Origin of the sequence: Bacillus cereus group sp. N24 (assembly GCF_016483345.1) — a bacterium.
GTDB classification, from domain to species: Bacteria; Bacillota; Bacilli; order Bacillales; family Bacillaceae_G; genus Bacillus_A; species Bacillus_A toyonensis.
Window position 1 is genome coordinate 24,616 of sequence record NZ_JAEHCA010000001.1, and the last position, 14,109, is coordinate 38,724.

The following is a 14,109-nucleotide window of genomic DNA, read 5'->3' on the forward strand; positions in this document are numbered from 1 at the left end:
GGAAAGGATGGCGTACTTGCACTTGAAAAGCCTGTGACATTTGTAAAAATCGGAGTGAAATAACTAAATGCTGCAAACGTACCACCAATAATGAACATACTTGTTACGTACGCTGCCCAAAGATGAATATTCTTAAATCGCAGAAGTTCGTCTTTCCAATTTAATTGCTCTTTATTTGAAGATGATGGTAACAACCGTTGAATCATAATCCCTGATACTAGCACAAGAACCGAAACTGCCCCAAAACTAATACGCCAGCCAAAATATTGCGAAATAACGGTTGTTATAGGTAAACCTAATACAGTTGCGAACATTAAACCTGCAAGTACAATTGATGCAGCTTTTCCCTTGAATCAGAGTGAACCAATGTTGCAGAAAAGGAAATCGCAACTTCAAAAGCTGAAGCAATACCAGTTATAATACGTGAAATCATCATAATATTATAGTTCCAAGCAATAGCTCCGAGCGATTGACCAATTAAAAATACGAACATTAAAAACAATAATGCTTGTTTGCTGCGCATCCGTAAGAGGATTGCAGTTAAAATGGGGCCTCCTATTACCATTGCTCCTGCATAAGCTGAAATTAAATACCAATAGATGATACAGAAACCTGGAATGCAATAGCAAGTTCATTCATCATACCTGCAACCATAAATTCTGATGTAGTCATACAAAAGATTGCTAAAGCTAATAAATAAGCGATGGCATAAAAACACTCCTTATTCATTATTGTAATGATTGGTACAAAAATAATGCGAAAAAAGAGCGCACTAAGCGCCACAAATAGACTCTACTGTTCCTTTGATAACTTGTTCAGACTGAAACAAGGATCGTTTCCTATCTAGTAATTTACTTGATTAGCTTGATGGGTATGGAGTAGTGCCCCTATAAACAAAACCCTCCAGAAACATCTATAATCTGCCCCGTTACCCAGCGGCTATCAGAAGAAGCAAGGAATGCTACTGCATCTGCAATATCTTCAACTTGCCCTATTCGTCCAAACACAGATGAATTCGTAGCAAAATTTCGTATTTCCGGATTATCTAGCAATTTCACATTCATATCAGTCTTCGTATATCCAGGCATAATTGTATTCACTGTTATACCTCTTTCTCCAAGATGTTTAGCTAGAGGAAGTGTCATCGTATTGAGTGCACCTTTACTTAAACCGTATGCAATGGATCCTGTAAAACCAAGTCTTACTTCAGCTGATGAAATGTTAATAACGCGCCCCTCTGCTCGTAGTAACGGTAATGTTTGCTGAATTAAAAAGAATGGCGCCTTAATATTTACGGCCATAATTTCATCAAAAAATTCTTCTGTCGTATTTTCAATCGTTCCTTGTGTACCTATCCCTGCATTGTTTACTAAAATATCAATCTCTGATGTACCAACTCTTATTTGTAATTCATTTTTTAATTGTTCTACTAGCTTTTTGACACCATCCATTGAATTGAGCTCAGCTTCAATTAAGAACGCTTTTCCTCCATTAGATTCAATCTCACTAATCGTTTCATCTGCAGCTGTTTTATTTCGGCCGTAGTGAATCGCAACTAATGTACCATTTTTCGCCAATCTCATTGCAATGGCACGGCCAATGCCGCGACTCGCTCCTGTTACTAACGCTACTTTCCCATCAAGATTCTTCATTTTTTCCATCCTTCCTAAATTTCCGTTTGATAAAAACCTATACTTATATTTTCATGCAAACACCAATCATTTTAAATATAGATTTATAGGTAATTTAGTTCATTCACTTATGATATTATAGTTATAATTTGTGATTCACTTAAAAAACAAAATAAGGAGGCTACACAATGCAAAACGCAGTAAAATTGGATGAAATTGACCATAAAATTATGAACTTGTTGTATGAAAATGCAAGAATTTCTGTTTCAGAAATAGGACGGATTATATCCATGACACAGCCTGCTGTAAAGGAACGTATGAATAAACTTGAAGATCAAGGAGTTATCGCAGCTTACCGAACAAAATTTGAGCCTTCCAAAATTAATAAAAACATTCAAGCATTCATCATGTTTAAAACGAGCCAATGCTCTGATTTTATCCAATATTGTAATGCCGCTCCTGAAGTAACAGATTTATATCGAATTAGCGGGGAATTTAATTATATGATGAAGGTCATGAGCGATTCGATGGATTCTCTCGCTACATTTTTAGACTCGTTAATGCAATTCGGATTATCATCTCCTTTAATTGTTTTAAAGAGTGAGTTTGAGGAGAAATTGTCGTTCTGATAAAGGGATACGTATTATCTCCTGCTAACAGTAAAAGTTTTTCCTTTATGAGAAAAACCAACAAAATCAATGATTAGTAAACAAAAAAGAACATTGATATTTCAATGTTCTTTTTTGATATCTCTACTTATTAATTAGATTGCTATTCGAAAAGAGCACCTTAATCCCCTTATCCCTGATTCCTCTGCGCCTCTCTAAACTCTTCCTTCACCTTCTCTAACAACCCTTCTTCCGTAATTAATCGATACGCCGTATTTGCTAATGCTTTTGCCGATGTAATTAACGCTTTGTCTCCTAATTCTGAACGGGCTGCTTCTCTAAATTCATTCGTATGCGCAATTAAGTCATCTGGACCTATTTTAATGTACGGGTGAATGGTCGGTACGACTTGGCTGACGTTTCCGGCGTCGGTTGAGCCGATGCCGATTCTTTCTTTACGATTTACTTCTTCACCTAGTAGTTCTAGTTCTTCCGCTACGATGTCGTTATATGTTTTTGTTACGAGTAGTTCATCAATTTCATTTTGGAATTGATGAATTTTTACTTTTGCACCTGTTGCTAACGCTGCTCCTTGTGCTATATTTCTTACTTTTTCTGTTACTTCCGCACATCTTTTTCGCGTAGCTGCACGGATGAAGAACCTTGCTGCGGCGTAGTCAGGAATAATGTTAGGTGCTTTTCCGCCTTCTGTAATGACGCCATGAATTTTCACGTCTGAGGGAAGTTGTTGGCGAAGTGCATTAATACTGTTGTAAAGCTGAATCACCGCATCTAATGCGTTAATCCCTTCTTCAGGTGAAGCTGCGGCATGAGCTGTTTTTCCGTAAAAATGAAAATCAAGTGGATCGACTGCTAGTGAAGGGCTCGTCGTCGCTGTCTTTCCGCTCGGATGAATCATAAGCGCCGCATCAATGTTTTTAAATAACCCAGCTTTTACATAACTCGACTTTGCGCTACCATTAGGCCCGCCCTCTTCTGCTGGTGTTCCAAACACGACAACTTCTCCGCCGATTTCTTCAAGCGTTTCTGATAATGCAATTGCTGCTGCAACGCTAATTGTGCCAATTAAATTGTGACCACACGCATGACCGAGTCCTGGTAAAGCATCATATTCCGCTAAAAATGCGATAACTGGTCCTTGTTTTCCTGAACTTTTTCGTGCGATAAAACCTGTTTCATGCCCAGCTATATTATGCTGCAGCTGAAAACCAGCACTACCTAGTAATAAACTTAACGTTCTTGATGCATAAAATTCTTGATTACCAATCTCTGGATTCGCATGAATATCATGACTTGTTTTTATGTACTTTTCCTTATTTCTTTCTATGCTCTCTTCAATTGTTTTTCTTTGTGACGTTACTCCTGTCGCTCCCATTTTTCTTCCTCCTTTTATTTTCACGTAAAAAAGCCTCTTTCTAAAAGATAGAAAGAGGCTTCTGTATATACAGTCAAAATGAGCTTCTTTCTTATCTTTCAAGTTACCTTGCTGGAATTGGCACAGTATTCGTAAAGAATCCGCTGCCGAGGTGTCATAGGGCCAGTCCCTCAACCTCTCGTGATAAGAATTTTCATAAAATTGTATTAAATTATTTTCATTCTATGTTCATTCCAAGCAAAAGTCAAGGAATTCCTATCCGAATTTACCGAATATCTAAAAATCCTTTTAATACACCAATTGTCTCAGGTGCTTGTAGTCTTGCACATATGTACGGAAATTCCGTACTACCTTCAAACATCATTTGAGATGTGAGTGGTGCCCCTGCCCAAAAGATTTCATCATCGATTAATACAAATGGGAATGCTTTATTTTGTCTTTGTAACTTTACGTTTTTTAATGGAACTGGTCCATCACTATAAACCGTTATTTGTGCATTTGTACGCATTAACGCTTGCCATACTCGTTTATCTACTTGCTTCGTACTTGGAAGTGAAATAATGATTTTTCGTTTTGCGGCTAAAATATCTTTTAATAGCCCTTTCGTTTCCTCCAGATTCATTTCCATAAACCAGCGTAATCGTTTCGATATTTTCCGCTCCCATAATTGTCTGGATGTCGTGCGATCATACACATCCCCGTGACGTTCTATATGAGCTGTTAATTGTGATAACGCTTGTTTTCTCGAAAGATTTTTACGCATATAATGGCAATCCGATAATTGAATGAACTTCCCTCTCGCTCTCGTTACCGCTACATTGACGAGGCGATGGTTTTTATGGTCAAAGAATAACACACCAGGTCGTTCTTGCGGATAACTATCAACTGTATCAAAGATCATCATATCTCTTTCAGAACCTTGAAACTTATGAACTGTCGCCGCTAATACTGGTATATTTTGATATTTCGTTCTCTGCAACATTTCCCTGATACACGTTGATAAAAAGCGTGACTGCGCCCTGTAAGGTGTAACAATGCCAATTGATTGCACACCATCTAGCAGTCCGATTAACATCATTTGCATCGCTACTAAACCAGACATAATATTAAAACGAGAACCCGAAGCAGCATCTTTTAACGAAAATGCTCCCATTAAACTCGTATCAAATAAAACACTCGCCTCATTTGCGAACGGCTGTAACTGTGCAAGTTCTTTACGCTCTGAAACAGACGGATGATCGTATACTCTATTTTTATAAATAAATGAATTCGTAAACTTCGATATGTCCGCATGCATACGTCTTTGTTCCTGCAACATAAAAAGGTTGGGATGTGCTTCTGATTTATTTACAGAATCAACAATGCCGGCATGATAAAACATATCTTCGCCGAGCCATTTGCGAACGAGTTCATGGTTCGCCATCGCAATCGGAGGTAACTGTAAAAAGTCCCCACAAACGACGATACGTTTTCCAAGTGAAGCAGCTAATGCGATTTGCGGAACGAACGCCATACTCACTTCATCTACGACAACTAAATCAAATGTACGCTCATAAATAAGTGAATCAATTGCACATTTTGATAAAGTCGCACCAATTACTTTCGCATTTTCAATATATTCTTTTTCTACTTCTTTAATTTTCGCTTTTTGCTTTCGAAGATCACTTTCAATCTCTTGTATACGCTTCTTATCAGCAGATGTTGCTTTATACGATAAAATCTTTTCACAAAGGTCTTGGCGTGTTTCTTCTAAGTAGAGTCTTTCCTCCCCCCATGATCCGTTCGTCGTTTCAACTAACTTCGACGCAAGTAACGTTTCATGATTTCGTATATGTTCATGTTGACTATAACCGTAACGAACAATTTCGCCAGGCGTCCATTTCTTTTTCTTTTCAATTTGCTTCGTTACTTCACTCATTAATACGTCCACTGCCGCATTACTATGAGCTAACACAAGTACCGATTTTCCTTTTTGGTAATGAGCCGAAATAATACGTGATAAATTGTACGACTTCCCTGTTCCAGGCGGTCCCCATACGTACGTTGTCGGATTGTAAAATGAACGATACGCCAATTCATTTTTCGTATTTTTCATCTTCTCAATATGCTTGGGACTACTCGTCCCATCGACAAGACGCTTTATACGATTACGTTTCAGTTTATCTTTTCGCGCTTCTTTCAATCTCTCTTGCAGTTGCTCTAACAATTGCCACGGTTCACTATATAAAACCGCTTCTCTTATTTCACCTTGTATATAATCATTTAATTTCAGTTCTATTTCTAATCCATGTACAGATAATACTTCCCCTGTCGCTTCCTCACCATCGAACTCAATTCGAATTGGTGAACCTTCAGGTAAGCTTACTTCCGAAATAAGCTGAAATACATACACTGTATTTTCATAATCTGTATATAAAAAACGACCGTTCATGATAGAAATTTTACTACCACCTATCGTTTTCCAATGTTTAATTTCATATGCTAATGCATAATGCCACTCTTTCATCGTTTCCGATAATGAAGGAGTTTGAGTAGGTGTATTCATCGTATAATCTCCTTCCTTCTCCCCAAACATACTTTCTCACTATACCATATAACACGCTAAAATTTGTAAGGTTTTTATCTTGCTTATTTTCTTAATTTTCAATATCATTTTACATATAAAATTTTCAGAAAGAAGGAGTCTACATGCCAGTTAGAAGAATAGAACACGTTGGACTTATGGTTGCAAACTTAGAAACATCTATTACTTTTTATGAAAAAGTAGTCGGCTTACAGCTCATTAAACGTATGGGGCACCCGAATCCAGATTTAAAACTCGCCTTTTTAGGTGTGGAAGAATCGAAGGAAACGATACTGGAACTCATCGAAGGTTATAACTCTTCTCTTCCAGCAGAAGGAAAAGTACATCATATTTGCTTTAAAGTGGATTCATTAGAAGATGAAATTGAAAGAATTCAAAAACACGGCGTAACATTTTTACTAGGAGAAGAAATCGAAACATTACCAGATGGAACACGTTACATATTCTTCGCTGGCCCTGATGGGGAGTGGATTGAGTTTTTTGAGACGGAGAGATAGAAAAGGAAAAGGAGCCGGAATTCTGTCTCCTTTTTTCCCAAGTGCAGAAACGGTTTGAACACCATTAACTTTCACCCTGAAAATTCACCAAGATTAAGAAAAAATCGTTTTGTTAGGAGTATAGAGAATGATCAATGCTGTTTACATTCTTATTTTTTGGGTGCTTATACTATTTCCAACCCTTTATATAATAAAGATAAAGATAAAGAAGTGGACTATAAAAGCAACTGCCTTATTTCTTGGAAGAATCCTATTAAGCATTGTCTATTTCATAAATGGAATGGTGTTAGGACTGCAACGAAATTGGGTAGAGCCTCCCTATGAAACAGAATGGGATTTCTTTGTAAAGTCTTTACTAAACGGAAAAACTGATGCACTTATACACTTGTTACTTCTAATTATTATCATTACTTTGGATCTATTCATTACATTTTATTATACTAATAAAAAGAAATAGGATATTCTCTCCTATTTCTTTTTTTATGAGTAGCGCCATATCGCTATCAAACTAAGGTTTTATGCTGCCCCTAAACAATAATTTTTTACATTTTTACTCTGGGGATGTCAATTTTACTATTTTTAGGGTATTTATTTTTACTAGCTTGATGGACATGGGGTTGATTTATTTTCTTAGGTTGATAGGCATGTGGTGCTATCCCATTGCTATTAAGCTAAGAATTTAAGTGTAATATCATTTAAGGTAATACTTAAGATACAAATAAAATATCTGTTCCATGTCGCACTGTTTTATTGAAGTCTATCCCGAGTTGTAGCTAGTTCAATGCAACTGTAAATTCAGAGTTCGGTGCGCCAGCAAATACAACCGTTCCGTTCTCTGGTAGTTTCACTTTGTTATTGTCACTAACGACGGTAAAATTGACGCATACTCCATTCTCATCATACACCGCGAATGAACTTCCTGATGGCAACTCCACAGTCATCGTTTTCCCTGCTGCCGTTTGCGGAATCGTAAACCATTTGGCATGCCCATTTTCTTGCAGTGTAACTTTCGATAATTGACCTGTATCAAGGGATTTTACGTTAGATTCACTGACGTATAAAAAGCTGGCCATCTCCATATATTCATTACCATTCTCTGTATAGAAATGAGCTTCCGTCGTATCCCGCCCATTTATCACGGGAATCTGAATTTGATGCGTCGCCGAATTTGGACCTGTAATTTTTTTGCCGTCCCAATACCCATCCTTGAGCGTAATTTGTGTGTTTAGAGGCATTAGTAGTCCTAGATAGTTCATTGAATTAAATTTTTCGTTAACGAGGTAGAACTTGCTACCCTCACGCTTCGCCCATGCAGCAGCTGTTTTCTTCGGTAACACATTGTTTTCTAATTTTTGGGCTAAATATTGAGTCAACACATTTTGCCCCAATCCCGGCGATAATTCATATGTGCTCTCTCTCAAATAAACTTTTCCATTCTTCTCAGTAACGAAGTTAAGCTTGGAGGTACCCTTCTCATTTATAAAGCTTCCATCCGCCGTATATACATATTTTTCTTCCGGTTTAGTTGGTAAAAACAGTTCTCCCTTCTTCGTAATTTCTATTTTGAAATGACTGCGGCTATTTCCATAAAAACCCGCTTTTTTTACCACGTCTTGAGGTACTTTAGCCTTGACTGGCTTGCCGAAGGATTTATCTGCTTTTATATCCTTAATTGTCCCTTTCTCTTTAAGCCTAGCTAGCAGTAATTTGTTTGCCAACAGTTGATTTGTCGTGCTGCTGCCGCCGGAGGATAATACAGCTGCTGCCATCTTCTGTTCTGGAAGCACGACCAATGTAGCATGTTGCAGTACCGTATCCCCACCCTTAGTCAACGCTTTTATCCCATATTCACTGAATGGGTATAGTTTCACACTATCCCAGCCAAGACCATAGTTGAACATGTTTTCGCTATCTTCCGGCCACATGCCTCTTTTATATTCTTCTTGTTCCATCGCCTTGACTGCTTTATTAGAGAGAATTTCTTTTCCCTGTCCCATAAATATTTGTGAGAATCGCACCACATCTTCTGCAGTAGAAGAGATTCCTCCCGTACCAATCGCATTTACCATTTCACTTGGAAGCTGTCCCTGGTATTTTGGAGAATACTGTCCAGCCCGCTTTTCGTCTTCCCATTTGTCTTGCGATGTTATCGTATGATTCAGTTTCAATGGCTCTGTAAACTTTTGATGTAGAAATTCAGTAAAACTCATACCACTGACTCTCTCTACCAAGATCTCAGCTAGCGTAAAACCATCATTACAGTATACTGAGAACGCACCAGGGTCTGCCTTCAAGTTTTGGTTGGACAATTGCTGCAACAAGATATCATGGGCATAAGCATCATTATCTTTAAATAAAAATACATTATTGTACGAGGAACCTTGCAAACCCGAGGAGTGATTCAACAGCATACGCGGTGTAATGCGCTTGTATCGTTTATCTTTCATTTTGAACTCAGGAATATAGCGGGCAACAGGAGCATCCAAATCAACTTTTCCTTCGTCTACCAGTTTCATAACAGCCGCAGCTGTATATACTTTACTGGTTGAACCAATTCCGTATAGAGTATCTTTGGTTAGTGGCTCTTTCCCTTCTATGTCGTTCTTGCCTGTCTGCCCCGACAAAATAAGTTTACCATTATCAATCAGCGCATACTGCACGCTAGTAGTCTCATAGGACTTCGTGAGTAGTTCAGCGTTCTCTGCAGCAATCTTCTCCAAATCTTGGCTAGCAACTTCTTGACTAGATACAACTGGAGCCTTACTGCTAGAAGACGCTAGCGCTCCTGTTGGTAGGCTCATCGTTAGAGCCAAGGTAGCGGCTAACACCCCAGATAATTTATTTTCCATAAGAAAAATACCTCCTTAGATAAATGATCGATTTCATCTTTTATTTGTACAATTACAAACATCACATAAACTACTATTCCGCCTTTATCCCTACTGTCTAAATTCAACAAGTAAAATACTTTTAAAAAGACCAGGATTTTCGGCTCTACCCATACTGTTCAAATTGCCGTCAACATATGCCTCCCTCCATGTGTCCCTCCAGCAAAAGTATTAAATCCTGGAATAACACCTGTATGTCCCCCTATCGAGACAACGTTAGGAAGTTTTATTTCATAGATTCCTAGACCATATCCATTGATTCCTCCCTTTCCTGTAGAAACTGTAGTGAATATTTGTTTTAGTTGCTGTTCTTTCAGTAATTGCCACCAAGCAAATAAGAAAAAAATTTGTTTAAGTCGTTACACTTCCAATGCGAAAGTAAAAATCTGTTTTCATCGGTTCTTAGTTCTTATATCCTATACACCAGCTGCATACCCCTACGTTTTTCTACCCTGGGAAGTTTTAGCGAGTACCCCGGGGTATCCAAGTTGCAATGTATCTCGCATTACTTGTTCGACGGAAGTACGATCTCGTTGAGTACTTATTTGTAATGAACTAAGTATATTTTGAGTGGAGCCTGTTTTTATCATTGCGGTTGGTGTTAGGTATAATAAAGAGTATCGGCGGTTGTATATTATTTCTTACTAATTACACAGAAATCATCTTCATATTGTTTATTTTTACAAACACCATACTGTCGTAACAAACGGTAAAACCTCTCTTTTTCACATGTATGTTAGTACCATAAATGATTTTTTTATTTAGAATGTGCTTATTACTAGTTTGGTTTTCGTATAAATAAATCCTATTTATCCTCCCTCTTTTGTGCTTCTCTATATTTGTATCCTACATAATAAATATTTCTTTTTTCTTATGCATTTCTTACAATTTCCTTACGTTCAAATCACTTCTATAATTAGGTAGGTTTTATTTTAAAATCTCCAGGATAATAAATGCTTATATAATCCCACGATTTCATAGAAGATGGATTAATAACCCTGCGCCAAATCATCATGCACATCTCTGATATTTCCTTGGATTCCCCCCTCAACCTTTACAACAGTTCCAAACGGCATCAACACTTCTTCACGTTCTTATAACTAGTAATAACTAATCAACTCCTTACCTGAAAATAAATTAATATAGAAAAAGAGAGATAAGGTTAAAATACCTTTATCTCTCCTTTTCTCTCACAAATTTTGCGAAGGATTTTTTTGTTTTTGGGTTCATCTGTTTTCTTAGCTTGATGGGCATGAGACGTTAAGGAAAAGCAGACTGAAAGAATTAAAGGAGAAGAAATTATTTCAATAAAATTTCTTTAAAGTACTTTTACGTCACTTTCACAAATGTAAGAACTCTCATATATTACACTTCATACATCCTTTTCCAAGGAACAATATACCGATACACAAATCCCTATTTATATAGGGATTTTTTTGTGCAAGTCCCCTCACCATCAATTTAAGAATTCAAAAAAAGAAGGGGATTATCCCCTCCTTTTTACGCTTGCTCCGACTGTCGAAATTATTTAATATACCCACGATTCAGTTCCGTTAACTTTTCATTGATGTTAAAAATTCTTACTCTAATATCTTTAACACCAACTGCTTCAAGTCTGTTCTTGTGCATTTCAGCGTATTTTTCAGCATCTTGTTTTTCCTCAAATACATAAATGCCTCCAGCTTCTTTTGTTTCTTCATTCTCAGTCCATATTTTCCAGTGGAATCCTTCTTCTTCGTTAATACTATTTGCTAAATCCCAAAATGCTTTTTCCATTTCTTCACCAAAAGGACCTTCAAACGGAAAATCAACTTGTAATAAATACGCCATTTTCACTCACTCCTATTTTTAATATAAAATTCATCAGGAATTCCTTTGTATAAAAATCCTTCCCATTCTTTTACTGATTATGATTCGAATGATAGTAATGTCTAAATTCGTATTGCTATTATTATTCAAGCATTAATTTGAGAATCCCCCTATTTGTAAAAAAACTACAAAATGTTAGCAACTTGAACGCATACAGTTTAACGGCTTCAGGTTATGTTTAAAAAATATGATAACAACTTATTCCTATACTAAGGACAAACAAAACAAGCGCAGGTATTGCTTTCTTAAAAGGATCTCTCGCTAATACAATAAGAGTTAATGCAGCTGCAAGCATCGTACCACCTAACAACAATCCTGCTAATAAAGCTACTATTGGAATCCAAATTCCTATCAACATTCCAATTGCTCCTACAATCTCAAAAGCTCCAGTTAAGAAATTAAAAAACGAAGGTAAACCAAATCGTTTGAACTCCTCTGCCATTTTCCCAGATATAATTTTCGTACCTGTCATTAAAAAGAACACAAACAACAAAACGTTTACAATATTGATGAAAATTAAAATAGTAATCACACCTTTCATATTATTTGATAAAAACTCAGTATTGTTCAGGTAGTAGTCACTACCTATACCCTATTTCCTGAGATTGATCATAGGGAAATTGCTTCAATATTTAAAGGGGTAAAAATTATATGCTATAGCATATATGATACAGAAATTTGACTGGTACTAGGTAAAAAAGTGATCCTGGATCAGATATCATAGAAAATAAAGCTACCTTCTCCTTCCTCTAAACAAACAAAATTATATGCTATAGCATATATAATACATAAAACAAAGTTTGTTCCTTATGAATAGCATAGTATTAATAAGGAACAAGTATTAATAGCGTGTATCATACAATTTGTTTAATAATGATTGTAATACTTTAATCTCTTCCTCGCTCAAATTACTCGTAACGAAATGGTGAGCGTCTTTCACTACAGGCAAGATGGTTTTCTTTAACTCGTCACCTTTTTCAGTTAAAAAAAGGTTATGTGAACGCCTATCTTGGTCATTCAAAGCCTTCTTTACAATCCCTTTTCTCTCCATTGACTGTATCATTCTTACGACAGTAGTTTGATCTTTATCAATAGCTTCTGCTAACTCTTTTTGAGTAGTGCCCCTTTGGCTACAAAGAACACTAATAATTCCCCACTGCTCTGGTGTAACTCCATAAGGCTTTAATTTCTTAGTAAAATAATTAGTCATTTTCACATCAGTACGATGAACAAGATAGCCTATTAAATCATGTAAGTTCATGGATCACCTCTATAAATTAAGATATAAAAGGATATAGCATACCAGTCAATTATTCACGGTGAATTTGCTTGTTTTATGAATTATATGCTATGACATATATATTAAATTAGGTCATTTTAATTGTCAAATGAATTACCTATTGTTTTCAAAGTCAAAATCTATTCCATACATTCCTCCGGTGTGATTTTTGCTGACTATTTCTTCTCCATTCTACAGAAGTTCCGTAGATCTCCCAGCTTAATATGACCACAATAATTTTTAGCGCTTCATCCTCTTTCTTTTTATGATGTTCTTATAACATTTTATAAAATTTGATATCTACAGGCAGCCACACATTTTCCACCGACGAATCTTTCTTGTCCGCCGATAATTCTTGCAAACTGTTGACAAATTGATTCCTCATTAATCGCCATACCTTTCATCATCACCCCTTTTACTGTTAGGTTATGAATGAATACATAGGTCTGAAACGGTAATGAATCTATGCTATTATAAAAAAGATGATGGGAATCTAACGAAATCTATTAGCTCAATTATTCTTGATCATTTGTATTGTTACCAGAGTTTAAATGGTGCAGAATTTTTATTTTATCCCGCAGTAACGGGCAGTAACGCTCCCACCTCAAAATTTAGTGAAAACAAAGAAGTTAGGTGGAGGATCAACTGCCCGTAACAGCCCGATTGGTGAGGGCTAATAATCAGTGAGAGATAAACACCCCACTGATTAAACTTTCACTTTATAAGGTGTTTTTCCTTTTATGCTTGCTGGGCGACTGAAGATAAAACTCGGCTATTATATGTTAAGATATTTTTAGAGGGCATAAAAAAACACCCTAAGGTGCCATCCTCTGACTTGAGAATCATATCTATGTATGGAAAAAATCAGAAAAGACAAATACAAAAGAGAAGCTTCTAACTATAATTTATAGAGTTCCTATGGCATTAATTACTTACATACATATTTCATTATTTACCGAAAGAAGAATCCCCGTTATATTACTTTCTAATCAGTCTCGTTAAAGCCATCCCAAGAAATCCAGTACCCATTCCTATTAGCCATCCAGTTTGAGTACTTCCTAACATAGATCCCACTCCTCCACCAAGAAACATGCAGCCAACGAATACTAATCCTCCAATTCCCCAATTCGGCCTTTCCATAATTCAAACACACCCTTTCAATAAAACATATGCTATTAGCTACCTAAACTTTCTTGCATAGGATATGTTAATTATTTCTCTAGAGAGGGTATAGTTATTTAGCTTAAGTTTAGCAACTTTCAGGAAATTCAAAAGACGCGGAGATTGACCGATTTGAAGGGATTACAGGAGAAGAATTTTTTGTATTATAATAACTTAATGGTGTGGAACAAATTCT

At 36.5% G+C, this 14,109-nt stretch carries 11 protein-coding genes, 3 pseudogenes and 1 riboswitch; of the genes and pseudogenes, 3 read left to right on the top strand and 11 right to left on the bottom strand.

All coding sequences use genetic code 11. From position 1 onward, the window contains the following. Positions 1-8 precede the first annotated feature (8 nt). Both JDS95_RS00115 and JDS95_RS00125 read right to left on the bottom strand, forming a co-directional pair. Positions 9-729: pseudogene (locus JDS95_RS00115) on the bottom strand (MFS transporter); the annotation flags it as partial. Positions 730-887: 158 nt separating this feature from the next. Next, a complete protein-coding gene (locus JDS95_RS00125; protein ID WP_199690119.1) occupies positions 888-1,652 on the bottom strand; it encodes an SDR family oxidoreductase in 765 nt (254 codons plus the stop codon). A gap of 167 nt (positions 1,653-1,819) precedes the next feature. On the opposite strand from JDS95_RS00125, the gene JDS95_RS00130 reads away from it, so the two are divergent. Beyond that, a complete protein-coding gene (locus tag JDS95_RS00130) occupies positions 1,820-2,260 on the top strand; it encodes an Lrp/AsnC family transcriptional regulator (RefSeq protein ID WP_001178574.1) in 441 nt (146 codons plus the stop codon). A 169-nt stretch (positions 2,261-2,429) separates the two neighbouring features. Here JDS95_RS00130 and JDS95_RS00135 read toward each other — a convergent pair whose 3' ends face one another. Then, positions 2,430-3,635, bottom strand: coding sequence for a M20 family metallopeptidase (locus tag JDS95_RS00135; protein ID WP_000501381.1), 1,206 nt, complete (start codon positions 3,633-3,635; stop codon positions 2,430-2,432). 88 nt (positions 3,636-3,723) lie between these two features. After that, positions 3,724-3,825: riboswitch (SAM riboswitch) on the bottom strand. Positions 3,826-3,900: 75 nt separating this feature from the next. Beyond that, on the bottom strand, positions 3,901-6,210 hold the full coding sequence (locus JDS95_RS00140) for an AAA domain-containing protein (RefSeq protein WP_199690120.1): 2,310 nt from the start codon (positions 6,208-6,210) through the stop codon (positions 3,901-3,903). Between the two features lie 113 nt (positions 6,211-6,323). Here JDS95_RS00140 and JDS95_RS00145 point away from each other — a divergent pair, with 113 nt between their 5' ends. Together JDS95_RS00145 and JDS95_RS00150 are read left to right on the top strand one after the other, a co-directional pair. Beyond that, positions 6,324-6,716, top strand: coding sequence for a VOC family protein (locus JDS95_RS00145; protein ID WP_001145291.1), 393 nt, complete (start codon positions 6,324-6,326; stop codon positions 6,714-6,716). A gap of 127 nt (positions 6,717-6,843) precedes the next feature. Beyond that, positions 6,844-7,173: a hypothetical protein gene (locus JDS95_RS00150; RefSeq protein ID WP_000606337.1), complete on the top strand. Its 330-nt coding sequence runs from the start codon at positions 6,844-6,846 to the stop codon at positions 7,171-7,173. Positions 7,174-7,489: 316 nt separating this feature from the next. On the opposite strand, the gene JDS95_RS00155 is transcribed toward JDS95_RS00150, so the two are convergent. The 7 genes and pseudogenes from JDS95_RS00155 to JDS95_RS00185 all read right to left on the bottom strand — a co-directional run bounded on the left by JDS95_RS00155 (position 7,490) and on the right by JDS95_RS00185 (position 13,892). Beyond that, complete coding sequence (locus JDS95_RS00155; protein WP_199690121.1) at positions 7,490-9,565, bottom strand: serine hydrolase domain-containing protein; 2,076 nt, start codon at positions 9,563-9,565, stop codon at positions 7,490-7,492. A 90-nt stretch (positions 9,566-9,655) separates the two neighbouring features. Beyond that, a pseudogene (locus JDS95_RS00160) lies at positions 9,656-10,242 on the bottom strand (hypothetical protein). Between the two features lie 886 nt (positions 10,243-11,128). After that, complete coding sequence (locus tag JDS95_RS00165; RefSeq protein ID WP_000323751.1) at positions 11,129-11,434, bottom strand: monooxygenase; 306 nt, start codon at positions 11,432-11,434, stop codon at positions 11,129-11,131. Positions 11,435-11,651: 217 nt separating this feature from the next. After that, positions 11,652-12,002 carry a DoxX family protein gene (locus JDS95_RS00170; RefSeq protein ID WP_085450494.1) on the bottom strand — a complete coding sequence of 117 codons (351 nt, stop codon included), beginning with the start codon at positions 12,000-12,002 and terminating at the stop codon, positions 11,652-11,654. Between the two features lie 312 nt (positions 12,003-12,314). After that, a complete protein-coding gene (locus JDS95_RS00175; RefSeq protein WP_001048561.1) occupies positions 12,315-12,734 on the bottom strand; it encodes a MarR family winged helix-turn-helix transcriptional regulator in 420 nt (139 codons plus the stop codon). Between the two features lie 326 nt (positions 12,735-13,060). Continuing rightward, positions 13,061-13,186 (bottom strand): annotated as a pseudogene (locus JDS95_RS00180) (DUF1259 domain-containing protein); the annotation flags it as partial. Positions 13,187-13,730: 544 nt separating this feature from the next. Further along, on the bottom strand, positions 13,731-13,892 hold the full coding sequence (locus JDS95_RS00185; RefSeq protein ID WP_000441014.1) for a hypothetical protein: 162 nt from the start codon (positions 13,890-13,892) through the stop codon (positions 13,731-13,733). Positions 13,893-14,109: the final 217 nt, after the last annotated feature.

What these genes read in the sequence shown, in the direction of transcription:
- JDS95_RS00125 (WP_199690119.1), bottom strand. Translation starts at nt 1,652, where the DNA reads ATGAAGAATCTTGATGGGAAAGTAGCGTTAGTAACAGGAGCGAGTCGC.
- JDS95_RS00130 (WP_001178574.1), top strand. Translation starts at nt 1,820, where the DNA reads ATGCAAAACGCAGTAAAATTGGATGAAATTGACCATAAAATTATGAAC.
- JDS95_RS00135 (WP_000501381.1), bottom strand. Translation starts at nt 3,635, where the DNA reads ATGGGAGCGACAGGAGTAACGTCACAAAGAAAAACAATTGAAGAGAGC.
- JDS95_RS00140 (WP_199690120.1), bottom strand. Translation starts at nt 6,210, where the DNA reads ATGTTTGGGGAGAAGGAAGGAGATTATACGATGAATACACCTACTCAA.
- JDS95_RS00145 (WP_001145291.1), top strand. Translation starts at nt 6,324, where the DNA reads ATGCCAGTTAGAAGAATAGAACACGTTGGACTTATGGTTGCAAACTTA.
- JDS95_RS00150 (WP_000606337.1), top strand. Translation starts at nt 6,844, where the DNA reads ATGATCAATGCTGTTTACATTCTTATTTTTTGGGTGCTTATACTATTT.
- JDS95_RS00155 (WP_199690121.1), bottom strand. Translation starts at nt 9,565, where the DNA reads ATGGAAAATAAATTATCTGGGGTGTTAGCCGCTACCTTGGCTCTAACG.
- JDS95_RS00165 (WP_000323751.1), bottom strand. Translation starts at nt 11,434, where the DNA reads ATGGCGTATTTATTACAAGTTGATTTTCCGTTTGAAGGTCCTTTTGGT.
- JDS95_RS00175 (WP_001048561.1), bottom strand. Translation starts at nt 12,734, where the DNA reads ATGAACTTACATGATTTAATAGGCTATCTTGTTCATCGTACTGATGTG.
- JDS95_RS00185 (WP_000441014.1), bottom strand. Translation starts at nt 13,892, where the DNA reads ATGGAAAGGCCGAATTGGGGAATTGGAGGATTAGTATTCGTTGGCTGC.